This window comes from Pseudoalteromonas sp. AS84 (assembly GCF_038900255.1).
GTDB lineage: Bacteria > Pseudomonadota > Gammaproteobacteria > Enterobacterales > Alteromonadaceae > Pseudoalteromonas.
In genome coordinates this window covers 401143-418546 of sequence record NZ_JBBMQY010000002.1, presented here as the reverse complement: position 1 = coordinate 418546, position 17404 = coordinate 401143, and the positions used below count along the sequence as shown (strand labels likewise).

General features: G+C 40.4%; 15 protein-coding genes and 2 pseudogenes. 6 read left to right on the top strand and 11 right to left on the bottom strand.

The window, feature by feature from the left end:
* Window positions 1–3 precede the first annotated feature (3 nt).
* The 3 genes from WNY79_RS04180 to WNY79_RS04170 all read left to right on the top strand — a co-directional run bounded on the left by WNY79_RS04180 (window position 4) and on the right by WNY79_RS04170 (window position 3826).
* Window positions 4–663 carry a glutathione S-transferase gene (locus WNY79_RS04180; protein WP_342875233.1) on the top strand — a complete coding sequence of 220 codons (660 nt, stop codon included), beginning with the start codon at window positions 4–6 and terminating at the stop codon, window positions 661–663.
* 135 nt (window positions 664–798) lie between these two features.
* On the top strand, window positions 799–2061 hold the full coding sequence (locus WNY79_RS04175) for a valine--pyruvate transaminase (protein WP_342875232.1): 1263 nt from the start codon (window positions 799–801) through the stop codon (window positions 2059–2061).
* 565 nt (window positions 2062–2626) lie between these two features.
* On the top strand, window positions 2627–3826 hold the full coding sequence (locus tag WNY79_RS04170) for an Nramp family divalent metal transporter (protein ID WP_342875231.1): 1200 nt from the start codon (window positions 2627–2629) through the stop codon (window positions 3824–3826).
* 102 nt (window positions 3827–3928) lie between these two features.
* Here WNY79_RS04170 and WNY79_RS04165 read toward each other — a convergent pair whose 3' ends face one another.
* Window positions 3929–4381: a hypothetical protein gene (locus tag WNY79_RS04165; RefSeq protein ID WP_342875230.1), complete on the bottom strand. Its 453-nt coding sequence runs from the start codon at window positions 4379–4381 to the stop codon at window positions 3929–3931.
* On the opposite strand from WNY79_RS04165, the gene WNY79_RS04160 reads away from it, so the two are divergent.
* Window positions 4366–5556: a PQQ-dependent sugar dehydrogenase gene (locus tag WNY79_RS04160; RefSeq protein WP_342875229.1), complete on the top strand. Its 1191-nt coding sequence runs from the start codon at window positions 4366–4368 to the stop codon at window positions 5554–5556. The genes WNY79_RS04165 and WNY79_RS04160 overlap by 16 nt on opposite strands.
* A 196-nt stretch (window positions 5557–5752) precedes the next feature.
* On the opposite strand, the gene WNY79_RS04155 is transcribed toward WNY79_RS04160, so the two are convergent.
* Complete coding sequence (locus WNY79_RS04155; RefSeq protein ID WP_342875228.1) at window positions 5753–6175, bottom strand: hypothetical protein; 423 nt, start codon at window positions 6173–6175, stop codon at window positions 5753–5755.
* A 440-nt stretch (window positions 6176–6615) separates the two neighbouring features.
* Window positions 6616–7062, bottom strand: a pseudogene (locus WNY79_RS04150) (transposase); the annotation flags it as partial.
* 416 nt (window positions 7063–7478) lie between these two features.
* Here WNY79_RS04150 and WNY79_RS04145 point away from each other — a divergent pair.
* Window positions 7479–7790 (top strand): annotated as a pseudogene (locus tag WNY79_RS04145) (group II intron maturase-specific domain-containing protein); the annotation flags it as partial.
* Between the two features lie 97 nt (window positions 7791–7887).
* Here WNY79_RS04145 and WNY79_RS04140 read toward each other — a convergent pair.
* The 8 genes from WNY79_RS04140 to lrp all read right to left on the bottom strand — a co-directional run bounded on the left by WNY79_RS04140 (window position 7888) and on the right by lrp (window position 16085).
* Window positions 7888–8073 carry a hypothetical protein gene (locus WNY79_RS04140; protein ID WP_342875227.1) on the bottom strand — a complete coding sequence of 62 codons (186 nt, stop codon included), beginning with the start codon at window positions 8071–8073 and terminating at the stop codon, window positions 7888–7890.
* Entirely contained in the window at window positions 8070–8654 is a 585-nt protein-coding gene (locus tag WNY79_RS04135; protein WP_342875226.1) for a hypothetical protein, read from the bottom strand. The genes WNY79_RS04140 and WNY79_RS04135 overlap by 4 nt, the downstream gene beginning before the upstream one ends.
* Before the next feature lie 632 nt (window positions 8655–9286).
* A complete protein-coding gene (gene serS / locus WNY79_RS04130) occupies window positions 9287–10591 on the bottom strand; it encodes a serine--tRNA ligase (protein ID WP_024599043.1) in 1305 nt (434 codons plus the stop codon).
* Window positions 10592–10600: 9 nt separating this feature from the next.
* Entirely contained in the window at window positions 10601–10981 is a 381-nt protein-coding gene (crcB, locus tag WNY79_RS04125; protein WP_021032117.1) for a fluoride efflux transporter CrcB, read from the bottom strand.
* Window positions 10974–12317 (bottom strand): replication-associated recombination protein A, encoded by a 1344-nt coding sequence (locus WNY79_RS04120; RefSeq protein ID WP_342875225.1) that lies wholly within the window; start codon window positions 12315–12317, stop codon window positions 10974–10976. Before WNY79_RS04120 ends, crcB begins: the two co-directional genes overlap by 8 nt.
* Entirely contained in the window at window positions 12310–12936 is a 627-nt protein-coding gene (gene lolA / locus WNY79_RS04115) for an outer membrane lipoprotein chaperone LolA (RefSeq protein ID WP_342875224.1), read from the bottom strand. Before lolA ends, WNY79_RS04120 begins: the two co-directional genes overlap by 8 nt.
* Entirely contained in the window at window positions 12936–15431 is a 2496-nt protein-coding gene (locus tag WNY79_RS04110) for a DNA translocase FtsK 4TM domain-containing protein (RefSeq protein WP_342875223.1), read from the bottom strand. Before WNY79_RS04110 ends, lolA begins: the two co-directional genes overlap by 1 nt.
* A gap of 174 nt (window positions 15432–15605) precedes the next feature.
* Window positions 15606–16085 (bottom strand): leucine-responsive transcriptional regulator Lrp, encoded by a 480-nt coding sequence (gene lrp, locus WNY79_RS04105; RefSeq protein WP_007582985.1) that lies wholly within the window; start codon window positions 16083–16085, stop codon window positions 15606–15608.
* Between the two features lie 142 nt (window positions 16086–16227).
* Between lrp and ald the strand changes: the two genes are divergently transcribed.
* Window positions 16228–17349 carry an alanine dehydrogenase gene (gene ald, locus WNY79_RS04100; protein WP_024599039.1) on the top strand — a complete coding sequence of 374 codons (1122 nt, stop codon included), beginning with the start codon at window positions 16228–16230 and terminating at the stop codon, window positions 17347–17349.
* Window positions 17350–17404: the final 55 nt, after the last annotated feature.

Sequence of the window (17404 nt, the reverse complement as noted above, 5' to 3'; positions counted from 1 at the left end):
GACATGACATTGCCATTATTATATTCATTACAACACTGCCCATACGCAATGCGTGCACGAATGGGTATTTTAATGGCAGAGCAACAAGTGCTCCTACGCGCTATAAAAACTAAAAACAAACCACCTCATCTTTTGAAAATATCACCAAAAGGCACGGTGCCTGTTTTATTATTACCTAATGGCCAAGTAATAGATGAAAGCCTAGACATTATGCTCTGGGCATTAGAGCAAAATGACCCGCATAATTTACTGCATACTCAAAACCCATTAGCACTTGAGCGCATGCTTGAATTAATTAAGTTGAACGACACACAATTTAAACCAGTGCTTGAAAAGTACAAGTTTTACGCTCGCACAAAAGACATGGCACAAATTTACTACCAAAAAGCCTGCGAAGAGTTTATTAAGCAATTCGAAGCAAAACTAACCACGCATAAATACTTAATGGGCAATGAAAAAAGCCTAGCCGATTATGCCCTGCTACCGTTTATTAGACAGTTTGCCCGTGTAGATAAACACTGGTACTTGCAAAGTGAATACACGCATGTGCGCGCCTGGTTAAACGAGTTTTTACACGCCCCCATGTTTACCAAAGTTATGACCAAATTTGATTTGTATATGGACTGTGGCGAAGAATTTTTATACGGCGTTAAAAAGCCTTAACTTAGCCTTTGTTTTATAGAAATTTTATTGTCATAGCCAACTACAAAGCTAAGCATTGAATTATTCTCATCATCGAATTTAAGCCCTTTATTTACGCTATACTGCCCTCCCCATTACTAACAAACGCTATGCATTATGAACTACTCAAACTTTGGCACTAAATTTACACAACCCAACGGCATTACTCAGTTAATGGAAGATTTAGGTGGTGCTAAAAACAGCAACAATCCTAATATTGTTATGCTCGGTGGCGGTAACCCCGCATTAGTACCACAAGTAAATGAGGTTTTTTTAAGTGAATTACAAAAACTCGTTGCCAGTAACAAGGTATCGCAGGTATTTGGCCTTTACGACGGCCCAACCGGTAACGACGAGTTTAGAGCTGCATTAGCAGGCCAGCTAAGTAAAGAGTTCGCATGGGATATTAGCGCCGATAACGTAGCACTTGGTAATGGCAGCCAAGCTAACTTTTTTGTATTGTTTAATATGTTGGCAGGTGAAATGCCGGATGGCAGCCATAAAAAGATTTTATTTCCCCTTGCGCCAGAGTACATAGGTTATGCCGATCAGGGTTTATCGGCTGATATGTTTGTTGCCATAAAGCCTGATATCGAAATTTTAAATACAGGCAGCACATCAAAACAGTTTAAATACGTCATTGATTTTAAAGCAGTTGAAAAAACACTAGCAAACGACAACAGCATAAGCGCGCTGTGCGTATCACGCCCTACTAACCCAACAGGTAATGTAATTACTGACGATGAAGTAAAGCACCTTGATTTTCTTGCTAAGCAATATGGTATTCCACTCATTATTGATAACGCATATGGCGATCCGTTTCCAGGTTGTATTTACACCGATGCAAACCTAACGTGGAACTCAAATATTATTTTATGTATGTCACTTTCAAAACTTGGCCTACCGGGTTTACGCAGCGGTATTGTGGTTGCAAACAATGAGATTATTAAAGCAATTGGCCGCGTAAATGGCAGCATGGTGCTATCGCCAAATAGTATTGGTCCAAGCTTAGTGACACGCTTAATTAACGACAACGAACTACTCCCACTGTGTCGCAACGTTGTACTGCCCTTTTATCGTAATAAAGCACACACAGCGATTGAGTTGTTTGATGAAGTATTTGCCGAACTGCCTGTTTATTTGCACAAAGTTGAAGGGGCATTTTTTATGTGGCTGTGGTTTAAAGACGCAAAAATAACAAGCGAGGTGTTATATCAAAAGCTGAAAGAACAAGACGTGTATGTGATCCCTGGTCACAACTTTTTTATCGGCATTGACGACAGCTGGGCACACAAGCACGAGTGTATTCGTATTAACTATGCTACCGATGCAACTACACTAAAAAAAGGCTTAGAAGCAATCAAAGCACTAATAAAGTAAATGCATTGATATTGTTATTAATAGCAATATCGGCGTTCGTCATTTAACTCGCGTCACTTATACATTCTCTTGTAATTTACTGCATAAAATATTGTGCTTTTTTATGCGGTAAACATTAACTAAATTTTGAGACTTCGCGTGTAACCTCTACTCGCACCACTTATTCGTTTAAAATTTATGCAAACGCATTGTATCCCCTTTAAATTTATATATAAGTTGGTATCCTACGCGACCTTTTTTAATAGCAATTCGCTTAATTGAGTGATCTATCCTGAGGTGAGAAAATCGTGTCGATAACCAGGCAAAAATTTCGTTATTTAGTTGTTCTATATCAGAAATTTTTAACGCAGTTAGCGTCAGATTTAATCCCTCAAATTGATTAAGTATTATTGCGGAATGGTATAACATATACTGGTAAAAAAGAACCAGCCAAGAGGCGACATCGCTGCAGGACACTTACTCTAAGTGGCAGCAATAACACAACAGGCATCGCGTATAAATATCGGTTTTAAACGTTAGATGTAACTTTAAATAGCAACATGCAATAGCACTATTAAGGTCAATTATGCGATTAGGACCAGGACTACTCGTCACCGCTGCCTTCATTGGACCAGGGACCATTACTACCGCCAGCGTGGCAGGTGCAAACTTTGGTTTTGCACTTATATGGACGTTACTGTTTTCAGTAATTGCCACTATATTATTACAATCTATGGCGGCGCGCCTTGGCGTTACTACCGGGCAAGATTTAGCACAAGCTCTTAGAGCAAATATTCAAACGCCCTTATTTAAATCCTTGGCGATATTTTTAGTTATTAGCGCCATTGGCGTAGGCAGTGCAGCTTATGAAGCGGGTAACTTAAGTGGCGCTAGCATGGGGTTAATTGAAATATTCCCTCAAATTAACTCCCAACTATGGACACCACTTATTGCTTTTTTAAGTGCTGCTTTACTGTATAGCGGCAAACATAAAGTGGTTGAAAACGCGCTAATTTTACTCGTTATTTTAATGAGTTTAGTGTTTATCTCAACACTTGTAATGGCTGCCCCTTCGCTCGCTGATGTATTTGCTGGTTTTATCCCTAGTATGCCTGAAGGTTCTATTACAACTATATTGGCATTAGTCGGTACGACCATTGTGCCGTACAACTTATTTTTACACTCCGGCGTGCTCGCTGCCAGACACGACAGTAATAGCGATATGGAAAAAGTGATCAAACAAACAAATGTTGATACAGGCCTATCAATCACCTTAGGCGGTGTGATCACTTTAGCTATTTTATCTACAGCTTCAGTCGCATTTTATGGCACCGATGCGGGGCAAATTAGTGCGGCTAACATGGCCGTGCAGCTAGAGCCATTACTTGGCGACGCCGCTCATTACTTTTTTGCTATTGGCTTATTTGCTGCAGGTTTAACAAGTGCTATTACAGCGCCGCTTGCCGGTGCTTATGCTGTGTGTGGCATGTTAGGGTGGTCAAACGATATGGGTAACTTACGCTTTAAAGGCGTTGCTATTGTTATTTTATTGTTTGGTGCTGCGGTGGCCTCATTAGATTTAGACCCAGTCGCGGTGATTATATTCGCACAAGCAGCTAACGGGTTATTACTCCCCATTGTTAGCACCTACCTTGTATGGCTGGTTAATCAAAAAGGGGTTATGGGAAACTACACTAACTCTTTGGCTTTAAACCTAGTCACCCTACCCGTTTTAATCCTAATTTTTGGGCTAAGTAGCTACAAACTAATTAGTTTAATTTTTTAATTAAACTCTAAAAATCATATTTAAAGGCCGCTGTTTACAATAAACAGCGGCCTTTATTTGTTAATCATCAAATAACGTATCAACCGTACTTATATTCACACATCAACACGCTTTTTGGATTTTAGTTGCCTTAACTAATTGCGAAAACGCCAAACCACCTAACGCGCCTGCAAGCAGTTGAGCATAAAAACCCCAGCCTCTTGCGCCCGCTATAATATGAATATTCATAATTGATTCAATAGCAATTAACACAATAGCAAATGCCACAATGCCAGCAATAACAAATAGCTGAGTACCGTATTTTTGAAGCTTTTTATTAAGCTTTGTTGTAGCAAAAAAAGCGATGGTAAGTGCCACAGCAATAATAGCCCCGTAGGTAGGTAGCAAGCCTAACCAATCATCAAGCGTTAAACTAACCCGATCACTAAAGCCCACCACTACACCTACATTAACTAATTCATTGACAACGTATTGGCTATGAAACAAGCTAGCAAGTGTGAATGTAAGTAACCAAGAAACTAAAAATGAAGGCAATATACGTGTTAAAAACGACATGGTTATCTCAACTTAAAATAAAGCTTTTCTCTTATACTAGTTATGCTAGCAAAGGCTTGCTCCGTAAACAATGTATCTCTTTTTTTACTTTGCTTTCGCTTTTTTCGTTTTCTGTTAATGCAGATGTTGCGTTACCAAAGGAGCAATACAGTACACAAACACTGGCTACGCAATTACAGTCTCCGTGGAGCATGGTTGAACTACCAAACGGCACATGGTTAATTACAGAGCGTGATGGTCACGTAGTTATAGTAAAAAACAATCTGCAATCAAGAGTAAAATTAAACCTAACAGGTTTATACGTTGCGGGCCAAGGTGGTTTACTCGATATTGTATTATCACCAAATTATAACGATTCCAAAGAAGTTATTTTTACTTATGCCCAAGGTGATGCAAGCGCAAATAGGCTTGTTGTTGCCAAAGCCACGTTTAATGGCACTGACTTTTCAAAGCCTAATGTTATTTTTAAAGTAGCGACTGATAAAAACACACCACAACATTACGCTGGTCGCGCCCTCGTATTACCCGATAGCACATTATTAATTTCAACGGGTGATGGCTTTGACTTTAGAGAGCAAGCACAGGTTATAACAAGCCAACTTGGTAAAATATTACGTATAAACCTAGATGGCACTATCCCAACAGACAACCCATTTATTAATCACGAAAGCCAAAATGCACATGCTGTTTACTCACTTGGTCACCGTAACCCTCAAGGCTTAGTTTATGATTACGATACGCAGCAAACTGTTAGCAACGAACATGGACCTGCAGGCGGTGACGAGCTAAACTACTTAACCGCTGGCACTAATTACGGATGGCCGGTAATCACCTACGGCAAAGATTACTCGCAAGCGCGTATTTCACCCTTTACCGAATATAAAGGCATGCAAAAACCAAGTGTTAATTGGACGCCATCAATCGCCCCATCAGGCATGGCGTATTATGGTTCTAAACATGCAGCTTTTCCTTCATTACAACAACATGTGCTCATAACTACGCTAGTCGATAAAAAGCTCTACAGCGTTAATCTGGCCAACGGTGAATTTACGCAGTCTCACGTCTTCCCTGAGGCTTCAGGGAGACTAAGAGATGTATTTGTAACTGATAAAGGTAACGTCGCGGTATTAACCGATGGGAAAGATGCGAAGCTGATGTTGATGACAGCAAACTAATTCACAAAGGGGGTAAGAGCCGCTTCGCTTTTAAAGTAAGATAGCGGCTTTAAATAAGCCACTTTGGTTAATTAAGTAATTTGATCAGTAAGATCAGGGTTAATCCCTTTATCTTTAAGATTAAGGTGAGCGTCTTTATTATGTTCTTAATAACGTTCTTGTCTCCAACTGCCTTTGCATATACTTACAGTGCTTGTTATTTACCCGATTCTAATTTCTGTTTCAATAACTCAATCAGTTGAGTGTTAAGCCCTGTAATTTCAGCTTCTAGCACCTTCACTTTAGTCTGCGACTTTTCATCATCTTTACTGCGTAATAATGCAGCTTCTTGTAGTAGCTTTTCGAGCTTCTCTTGTATTTCAGCAATCTGTTCATCAAGTGGGTCACCTTCTGATTGTGACGCCTGACTTGCATCTTCATTGCCTGATAATTTACGTAACGCCTCTCTATTTTGATCTTCCAGACTTTTTTCTTTTCCTTCTTCGGATATATCCACTTGGTCACTTTGAACTGCTGCTTTGTGAATAGTCGCTTTTTCGGTTACTTCATCAGCTACCACCTTTAAAGTTTGTTTTTGTGGGTAAGTTTCTAAAGGTTTAGAGGTTATGTGAACTGACATTTTATCCATTTTAATATTCCTTGTTCCGTCAATTATTGGCGGCCAGTAGTTAACTATAAATATAATGCTTTACCAAAAGCCAATTGTAATAGCCCTTGTTTGATTTTTTATTAGATTACACTTTACTCACAAGCTTGCCCATTGTTGTTTTAAACCAACGAGGTGAATAATACCAAAAGATAAACAAATAAAGCACATTAAACTAGACAGCCACTCCAATTGTAAACTAATCTAGGCGCGCCACTAAATTTACTTTTTTGGGCTAAGAGTTCACCTCTTTTTATATCTTTACCCGCGCGTTACACATTAAATAAGCAATTATCACTGTTAAACCTAAATTACACGCATGAAAATGACTGCATAATGCAGTTGTGATTTATTACTGAATAGTTTTACCGCATTAAACTAGACAGCCACTTTAATTGTAAACTAATCTAGCTGCGCGCAATGTCTTCATTTAACAACCGCATAAACCAGCTGATACTTGATAGGCGCTCGCGGTATTGTTTTACTGTTTGATTAAAAAAGATAAGTTCAGCTTTACTTAGCTTTTCACCCTGTATGTATTTTTGCGTAAGTACAGAGCCTTTTCACAGCTTGTGCCAGCGAATAACAATCGCTTTATCATTCAGCCGATTCGCTTTTTTGTCATCAACATACAACACTAAGTGCGTATGATTGCTCATGACAGCATAAGCACAGACGTCAATACAAAATACCTTGGCTAACTCAAGCAGTTTGTCTTCAACCCAGCCTCTACGATGCTCGTAGGATTGACCTGTAAAGTGGTCTTCCCCACATAAAAATGCACGGCGTACGCAACGTGATATGCAATGGTAGTACTTTGTATCAACCAAACTTACTTGACGCTTTCTTGCGATTGCCATAAGACATCTGCTTATTTTTTGCACTAAACAAAACGTAGTGCTTTGCTCATAAAAGTGCAAAATTTAGAGTGAGTGTCTAGTTTATGTTTAGAGTGAGTGTCTAGTTTTTGTTTCTTATAATGAAACAAAAAGCGCACGCTAACCAAGGTTAACCAGATAAAGACACGAGATTAAATCTCGTTTGGGTGAATATTTTTTAGGTCCCTTGGTACGAAGCTCATTAGGAGCATGGCGCATGATAACCATGACACCATAGCTCGAATATATGTCAGTACCTTTGCTTTTCAGCAAGCTTGTGACGCATCATAACTGTGAAATGGGATACATGATAATAAAATAAAGGCATCAATTTTGATGTTTATACATTAGCTCGTCTTGACTTCAAGGGAGCGTCCATATATGTCACTGTTATTCTTTTACGTGGCTGGGGACACTATTACCTAATAGCCAACGCTTATCAGCTAACGGTGGATTTAGATCATTGGATCCGCCGTAGGATAAGAATGTGCTACTGGCGGCAGTGGCGAAAACCTCGTACCAAAGTACGCAGTTTAATGAAACTAGGTGTTAGCGAACGACTCGCCATAGCCTGTGGTATCACCAGTAAAGGCCCTTGTCGAAGCTCAAAAACAAAAGGAATTAACATTGCGCTAGGCAATGATTACTTAGCGTCACAAGGTTTAGTGTCATTGAGAGATATTTGGATCAATATTCATTACGGGAGATGAACCGCCCATTGCGGACCCGCATGATGGGTGGTGTGGGGGCTGGAGGTTAGAGACCTCCGGCTACCCGATTATAATTTTTATTGTGAAAAACTATCTGTTAATCATCTGGGTAATATGGTGCACTTTCACAGTGGTAACCACCTCTAGCTAACTCATAAAAACCATGCTCACACTCAATCAGCTTTTCGATGAAACTAGAAAAATGAAAATCTTTAAATGCTATTATTGACAGGAGTAAAACAACTGTCACTTTAAACCAGTATTTTTTTAATAAATCTTTCATGATTTCCCTTTTGTGATCCCTATTTTTTCTGCAAACCTGCTCATTTCATCCTCTTCTTCAAAGAGCTTATTAAAGTCAAAGTCTACAAAGCCGGTAAATTCATCAGATGTTGAGCTGACCAAGCTATTTAGCAAGCCTCTAATCTTCATCATCCAAGTATGATTGGTCATTGTTTGAGAATAGTTAAACTTCCCTTGTCCACACCCAAAGGAGGATGGTAAAAAATTTTCGTATGCATCAAGTGAATAACGAATAAATACTGAATACTCGCTAAGCTCATCTTTTATTTCTTGGTATATTTCCTTTGAAGAAAAACTAGCCAGATCCGCTAACTTATTGAGGTTATGTCCTGCTTTCCTAACACACCCATAAACTTCTTCCATATTGGAGCTTTTATGAGAAAGAAAAATATGGGATTTTAGAATGCATTCAAATCCCATTAGAAGATCGACAAAACACTTAAATCGTTTGGTTTTGGAGTATTCTTCATATAGAAGGTCAAACCGCTCTAGAAAATCAGCTGCATCAGTATAAAAATGGCATGCAAGTTCAATTCTTAATCCTGTTTTACGAATATGCACGATACTCTCTTAAAAATTATAACAGCTTATTGAACACCACTTTGGGGGTTTATAACACCCCAAAACGGCGTATATTACATGGCTCAATAATTCCACTAAATAACTCTAATGTAAACAAGTAATTACGTATGTTATAAAATGCTCGCTGTTAAAATACACCAAAACGACTTTTAATAATGTTATTGGACAAAACACTGTTCACACACAGTGTATTTGAAAGTTGAATATTATTTATGAAATCTCTCTTTCTAACCACGATTAAAGGCCATATGTATAGCAATAACTATTGTTACAAACTACACAAAGAGCATTATTGAAGCTTATCTTTTTTGGTTAACTGCCTATATCTGCTTTAATAATATGCAACACGTACTGGCTCTATGGGAGATACTCAAGTGAAGTTATGTTTAAATCATTTAGTAAACTCGTAAAATGTAGCGCTAGAAACTGATAAAAAAGAAAGGTGCATATTTTTGTTAAAGAACTATAACGCGCTAAAGCACGTCCTACATATTAGCTGAACCTTATTATTACCTTTTTTAACCTAAAACAAAAAAACCGCTGTTCATTGCAAACAGAGGCTTTCGAATTAAGACTTACAAGCTTAAAGCTTGCTTAACTTAAACTTGATTTTATTGTTTACCAATTACTTCTAGTCCACCCATGTATGGGCGTAATACTTCAGGTACTACTACAGTACCATCGGCTTGTTGGTAGTTTTCTAGTATGGCTACGAGTGTACGGCCAACGGCTAAGCCTGAACCATTTAGTGTATGTAGTAACTCTGGCTTTTTAACACCTTCACGGCGAAAACGTGCTTGCATTCTACGCGCCTGAAAGTCAGCCATGTTTGAACATGATGAAATTTCGCGGTATGTATCCTGCGCAGGTAACCATACTTCTAAATCGTAAGTTTTAGCTGAGCCAAAGCCCATGTCGCCCATACATAAAATTACTTTTCGGTATGGTAGGTCAAGTGCTTGTAGTATTTGCTCTGCGTGACCTGTTAACTCTTCAAGCGTTGCCATTGAGTCTTCTGGTTTTACAAGCTGTACTAATTCAACTTTATCAAACTGATGCTGACGAATTAAGCCACGTGTATCGCGGCCATAGCTGCCTGCTTCACTTCTAAAACACGGAGTGTGAGCAACTAGGCGAATTGGTAAAGCGCTTTCGTCGTAAATTTCGTCGCGGGCGCTATTTGTAAGCGGTACTTCTGCTGTAGGAATTAAGCTAAAGCCGGCTTGTTGTTCGCCGTCGTCATTTACAAGGCCTAATGTGTGGAACAAATCGCCCGCAAATTTAGGTAATTGGCTTGTGCCATAAAGGCTTGCGCTATTTACTAAGTACGGTACATACATTTCTGTATAGCCGTTTTTATCTGCGTGCGTATCTAGCATAAATTGCGTTAGAGCACGGTGCATACGCGCTACTTGTCCACGCATTACGGTAAAGCGTGCGCCACTAATTTTAACGCCCATTTCAAAGTCTAAACCGTTTAGGTCTTGACCTACATCAACGTGATCTTTAACTTCAAAATCGAATTTTTTAGGCGTGCCCCACGTTAAAATTTCAACGTTGTCGTCTTCGTCTTTACCCGCAGGTACTGACTCGTCTGGCAAGTTAGGAATTGCTAAAGCAATGTCGTTAATTGCGGCTAATACTTCATCTTGCTCAGTTTTAGCGGCGTCAAGCTCACTGCCTAAGTTAGCCACTGCATCAAGTAGTGGCTGTGCGTCTTCGCCTTTTGCTTTGGCTTGACCAATTGCTTTTGCGCTTGCATTACGTTGACTTTGAAGTTCTTGCGTTTTTACTTGTAATGTTTTGCGTTTTTCTTCAAGTGCCGTTACCGTCGCTACATCGAGTTCGTAACCGCGCGCCGCTAAACGTGCTGCAGTTTGTTCGATGTCTTGACGTAAAAATTTAGAATCTAACATGTTAGTTTTTTAACCTTTTTGCATTACTAGCTGAAGGCCCAGCCAAGCCATAAAAATACACACCATCACGTTTAAGATGATATTGAGGGCCATTTTAATAAAGTGACCTTGTTGTAATAACAACAACGAGTCCATTGAGAATGTTGAAAAGGTGGTTAATGCACCTAAAAAGCCAATACCGATAAGGGTTTTGGCGGGGCTTGCGGTGATAATTTCTTTATCTATCAAACCGTACAAAATGCCCATTAACAATGAACCCAGAATATTAACCGTCAACGTGCCAAAAGGGAATCCCCTACCGAGGAGTTTTAGCATGCTTTCGCTAATAAAAAACCGTAAACACGCACCTGACGCTCCGCCAAGTGCAATCATCATATAAAGTTTAATCATTTTCGTACCGTTTAAGTGGGCTTTGCGCATCGCGCTCTTTTAGGTAGTCGAGTTTTTGTTTAATTTTTTGCTCAAGTCCGCGATTGCTCGGTAAGTAATATTCTTTGCCGTCCATTTCTGGCGGTAAGTATTTTTCACCTGCGGCAAATGCGCCTTCTTCATTGTGCGCATAGCGATATTCAGCGCCGTAACCTAGGTCTTTCATTAAGTTAGTTGGCGCATTACGCAGGTGCTCTGGCACGGGGTAACTTGGCTCGTTTTGAGCATCTGCTTTGGCTTGATTAAACGCCATATACACCGCATTACTTTTAGGTGCGCTGGCTAAGTACAATGTAGCTTGTGCAATTGCACGTTCGCCCTCGCTTGGGCCTACTCGCTGAAATATATCCCATGCGTTTAAGGCCACTTCCATCGCACGCGGATCGGCGTTACCAATATCTTCTGTTGCAATAGCAAGTAAACGCCTTGCTACATACAAAGGGTCGCCACCACCGGCTAAAATTCGGCAATACCAATACAGCGCGCCATCGGGGGAACTGCCACGTACTGATTTATGAAAAGCTGATATTAAATCGTAAAACTCATCGCCGCCTTTATCGTACTTAGCTAAGTGTGTAGGTAGTACTTGGCTAAGTACGTGCTCGTCTACGTTGTATTGCCCGTTTTGCTCGACTGTTAAGTCGACCGCTTGCTCAAGTAAGTTAAGTACTTTACGCGCATCGCCGCCACTTACTTGGCATAGTGCCTTTTTAGCATTCTCGGCAATAGTGATGTGTTTTTGGCTTAATTGTTCGTCTTGTTTAAGTGCGCGCTCTATAACGGTGTATAAGTCGGTGTCGGCAAGCGATTTCAAAACATACACGCGTGCTCGCGACAATATAGCGTTATTAAGGGCAAATGATGGGTTTTCGGTGGTTGCACCTACAAATATAAAGGTGCCGTCTTCTATGTGCGGTAAAAACGCATCTTGCTGAGATTTATTAAAGCGGTGCACCTCGTCAACAAACATAAGGGTGCGTTGGCCACGGCTTTCTAAGTTGTCCCGCGCTTGCGTTACGCTGTCGCGTATATCTTTTACGCCTGCGGTTACCGCCGACATTTGAATTAGTGAGGCATCAGCGTGGTTGGCAATTATTTGCGCAAGCGTTGTTTTACCAACACCAGGCGGGCCCCACAAAATTAAACTATGGCAGCGCCCCGCTACAATGGCTTGATGCAGTGGTTTGTCAGCACTTAATAAATGCTGTTGACCAATGTATTCATCAAGCGTTGTAGGGCGCATACGCGCGGCAAGTGGGCGTACATCGGGCCCAAAGTTAAAACCTAAATTACTCACCGTTACTCTGATCGTCTATTTCAACACCTTCAGGAGGCGTAAATTCAAAAGTGCTTTTATCAAGCGGTGTATTAACTTGTGCATTGTTAAACGTAAATGACGATAGCTGCCCTGAGTTGTCGGTAACGACTAATTTAGCAAGGCCTTGCTCGTTACCTGCAAACGCTATATCAAGTTGTTCTACTTGGCTTTCTACGCCTTTATTTGGCGTTACGCTAAAACCTGTATTTGTTGCAAGTACACTGTATTTTTCCCACTGTGCTGGGTCTTTTGATGTAAGTAGCACAAATGGTGTTGAATCAATTAGGCTGCTGGTTTTCATAATCGTTACTTGCTCAGCAAAGCTGTCGAAGTAATATGTTTTATCACCGTTTGATACAAATAACGTATCGTCTGGGTTTGTTTGCTGCCAGCGAATCATCATAGGCTGTTGAAGGGCTATTGTGCCCTCGCCTTGCATAACTGCTTGGCCTTCTTTGTCTGTTACTTTTTGTGCAAACTGCGCTTTGAAACTTTTTAAAGTGGCAAGTCTATCTTGTAATGCTTGGCTGTCGTCAGCAAAGCTTGGTGCGGCAAATACGCTGCCTAACACTAATAATAAGGCGTTAAATTTTTTCATTAATTTGCTCCATTAGGTACTAATACATCGCGAGCGCCGTTATGGCCTGGTGAACTCACGATACCCGATGTTTCCATTTGCTCTACTAAACGTGCTGCGCGGTTATAGCCAACACGTAATTTACGTTGCACTGACGATACCGATACTTTGCCAGTTTCTATTACAAACGACACAGCTTCGTCGTATAACGGATCGTTTTCTTCGTCTGCATTTTCGCTTGCTTCGCCTGGCAATAAAATATCTTCGCTGGCATCGCCATTTAATATTTCATCAATATAATTTGGTTTAGCACGTGCTTTCCAATCGTTTACTACAGCGTGTACTTCATGGTCGTCTACAAACGCACCGTGTACACGCTCTGGTACACTAGTACCTGGCGGTAAATAAAGCATGTCGCCCATACCCAGTAGATTTTCAGCGCCTTGTTGGTCAAGTATTGTGCGCGAATCTATTTTGCTTGATACCTGAAACGCCATACGCGTTGGTATATTTGCTTTAATTAAACCTGTAATTACATCAACCGATGGGCGCTGCGTAGCAAGCACTAAGTGAATACCTGCCGCACGTGCTTTTTGGGCAATACGTGCAATTAGCTCTTCTACTTTTTTACCTACAATCATCATCATGTCGGCAAATTCGTCTATTACTACAACAATACTTGGTAATTTACCTAGCTCATCTGGGCCTTCTTTCATGCCATCGGTGTCTTTAAATAATGGGTCTAGAATCGGGTAACCCGCTTCATTGGCATCAAGCACTTTTTGGTTGTAACCTTTTAAGTTACGCACACCCAAAGCTGACATTAATTTATAACGACGTTCCATTTCGCCTACACACCAACGCAGTGCGTTAGCGGCTTCTTTCATGTCGGTGACTACTTCACACAATAAATGCGGAATGCCTTCGTATACTGATAGCTCAAGCATTTTAGGGTCAATCATAATCATACGTACATCATCAGGACCCGATTTGTACAGCAAGCTTACTATCATGACATTAACGCCCACTGATTTACCTGAACCGGTTGTACCGGCCACCAATAAGTGTGGCATTTTACCTAAATCAGCACATACCGGCTGACCAGCAATATCTTTACCTAGCACCATGGTAAGCGGGGATGGATTTTGCTCAAATTTAGGCGCGTTTATTACTTCTGACAAACGTACTATTTCGCGGTGTTTATTAGGAAGCTCAATACCTACGTACGTTTTACCTGGTATAACTTCTACAACACGCACACTAATTGCCGAAAGCGAGCGGGCTAAATCTTTTGCTAAACCTGTAATTTTAGATACTTTTATACCCGGTGCTAAATCGAGTTCAAAACGCGTAACAACAGGGCCTGGGTACACTGCTACAACCTTTGCCTGTACGTTAAAGTCGAGTAGTTTTGTCTCTACTAAGCGCGATACTGTATCGAGCTCTTCTTGCGAAATTGGGTTTTTGGCTTTATCTGGTCTGTCGAGTAAATCAAGCGACGGTAACGGCCCCGGAGGTGGCTCTTGTGTTAATAATTGCTCAAATTTTTCTTTAGCCGTTGGCGGCGGTTGATATGCAGGTTTTGGTTTAGGCATTGGCCTAGCTGGCGATACAACCGTAGTCACTGGTTTTTCAGGCTCTATTACGGGGCTTTGGTCCAGCGCATTTAATGCAGCTTCTGTATCCATTGGCTCGTCGTCTATGGCGCTAAAACCAATTTCTTGATCGAGTATGTCGTCAAGTTCATCAAACGGCATAAAGTCGTCACTAATTTGTGGCTCTCTAAATGGTGTTTGTGGTTTATTAATTGCTTTTTGTTTATCTACTTTTTTAGATGATGTAGGCAGCTCTATTTGCTCTTTTATATCGTCTTCAAAATGGGCGTCTTCTTCATCATGATTATTTACTTTGCCCGCAGCATGCTCTCGGTGCATCCAGCCTTTTGCGTACGATACAATAAAGCGATAAAACCTAACCATTAAATCGCCAAGGTAATCTACAAAATCAACCCACGATACACCCGTTAATAAGGTAAGCCCTGCAAAAAAGAAACACAGCAATAATATAGACGTGCCGGTAAAGTTGAATGCAGGCATCATGGCTGATGCAATAACATCGCCCACTACCCCACCAGATGAAAAATTATAAATATCGTCAAAATTAATACTACTAATAGCGGTAGCTGAGGTAATAAATAAAGCAAAACCAATAACACGTAGCGCTAAGGTAGTGTAATCAAGCTGTAAAATGCGGTGAGGTTGTTTAAATAACAAATAGCCAAATAGCTGAATGGCCGCAGGCACTAAGTAAGCCAACCAACCAAAGGTGAGTAATAAAATGTCGGCTATCCATGCACCGGCAGCTCCTGTAATGTTGCTTACTTCGCTAAAACTAGTTTGCGACCATGCAGCATCTGCTGGATCAAAGCTGATTAAGGCACATAAAATAAATATTGCCGTAAAGGTGCTGATAATCAGCCCTGTTTCTAATAGTCTTTGCACACCGTTTAGGCGCATAGTTCCCTATTCCTCTTTATTATTCTATTTTTATTCACACTTACTTAGCAGTGAAATACCTTAGCAGGAAATGCAATTTGTTGCACTTTATCTTAACCTTGATGGCCTGATTATGAACAAGTTTTTATAATTTGAGCTTATATAAGCAAATGGCACAAGCTAATATAAATAACCTTAAGTAATATAGGGGCGAATAATTACGCCTTCTTCACCTTTTACTTCTTCCATTACTACATAAGTTCGGCTTTCACTAACATTAGGCAATTTTAATAATATGTCGCCTAATACGCCACGGTATTCTGACATATCATTTACGCGCGTTTTAAGTAAAAAATCAAAATTACCCGATACCAAATGACATTCTATAATTTCTTCATGCTTTTTAACGGCCGCACTAAACTCATCAAATACGTCGGGAGAAGTTTTAGTAATTGTTACTTCTACATACACCGATAAACCTTGTCCAAGCTTAGCTGGATCGACCACTGCTTTATAGCCAAGTATGTAGCCTTCTCGTTCTAGCTTTTTCACTCGTTCCAGACAGGGCGTGGCGCTTAGGCCAACTCGTCTGGCCAGTTCAACATTTGACAAGCGTCCATCGTGTTGTAATTCCATTAAAATTTTACGGTCAATTCTATCTAACAATTGATGCATAGTACCAACTAGTTTTTTATACTGTTTATTTTTATTATATAGATGATAACACTAGATTTGACTTTAAAAAAGGTGAGACACACGGGCTTATGATGAATATAATAGTGGAAAATGTTAATCCGTTCTTAATAAGGCAAATGATATGATTATTGGTGTTCCTAAAGAAATTAAAAACCATGAATACCGTGTAGGTATGGTTCCTGCAAGTGTTCGTGAATTAGTAAACCACGGTCACCAAGTGATTGTAGAAACTGATGCAGGCATGGGTATTGGTTTTACTAACGAAGATTACACGCTAGCGGGTGCTGAAATTTTAGCAACAGCTGCTGACGTTTTCGCTAAAGCAGACATGATTGTAAAAGTAAAAGAGCCACAAGCTGTTGAGCGTGCAATGCTACGTGAAGACCAAATTCTTTTCACTTACTTACACCTTGCACCTGATCTTCCACAAACTGAAGACCTTGTAAAAAGTAAAGCTATTTGTATTGCATACGAAACTGTAACTGACTCTCGCGGTGGTTTACCGCTTCTAGCTCCTATGAGCGAAGTTGCTGGTCGTATGTCTATTCAAGCTGGTGCACAAGCGCTTGAAAAATCTAACCACGGTCGTGGCATGCTACTAGGTGGCGTACCAGGCGTTGAAGCTGCTAAAGTTGTTGTTATTGGCGGCGGCATGGTTGGTCGTAGCGCAGCTCAAATGGCTGTTGGCCTTGGTGCTGAAGTTGTAGTGCTTGATCGTAACATCGACGTATTACGTGCACTAGATGCGCAATTTGGTAATAAAGTAAAAGCTATTTACTCAACTGCTGATGCATTAGAAAAACACGTACTAGAAGCTGACTTAGTAATTGGTGGCGTACTAATCCCAGGTGCAGCTGCACCTAAATTAGTAACTGCTGCGCACATTAAAGCAATGAAACCTGGTTCTGCAATTGTTGACGTTGCAATCGACCAAGGTGGCTGTATTGCTACTTCTAAAGCAACGACGCATGCTGATCCTACTTTCATCGTTGATGAAGTTGTTCACTACTGTGTTGCTAACATGCCAGGTGCTGTTCCTCGTACATCTACGTTTGCACTTAACAATGCAACATTGCCTTTCATCATTAACCTTGCAAACAAAGGTTATAAAAAGGCATTACTAGATGACGCTCACTTCTTAAAAGGCTTAAACGTAATTAAAGGCCAAGTAACTTACAAAGAAGTAGCTGAAGCGTTCAACATGGAATATGTTGACCCACGCACAGCGGTAGAAAACGCATAATTTAGCGTTTTGTAGTTAGGTTATTATTTAGTAATGTAGCAACCTAACTACAACC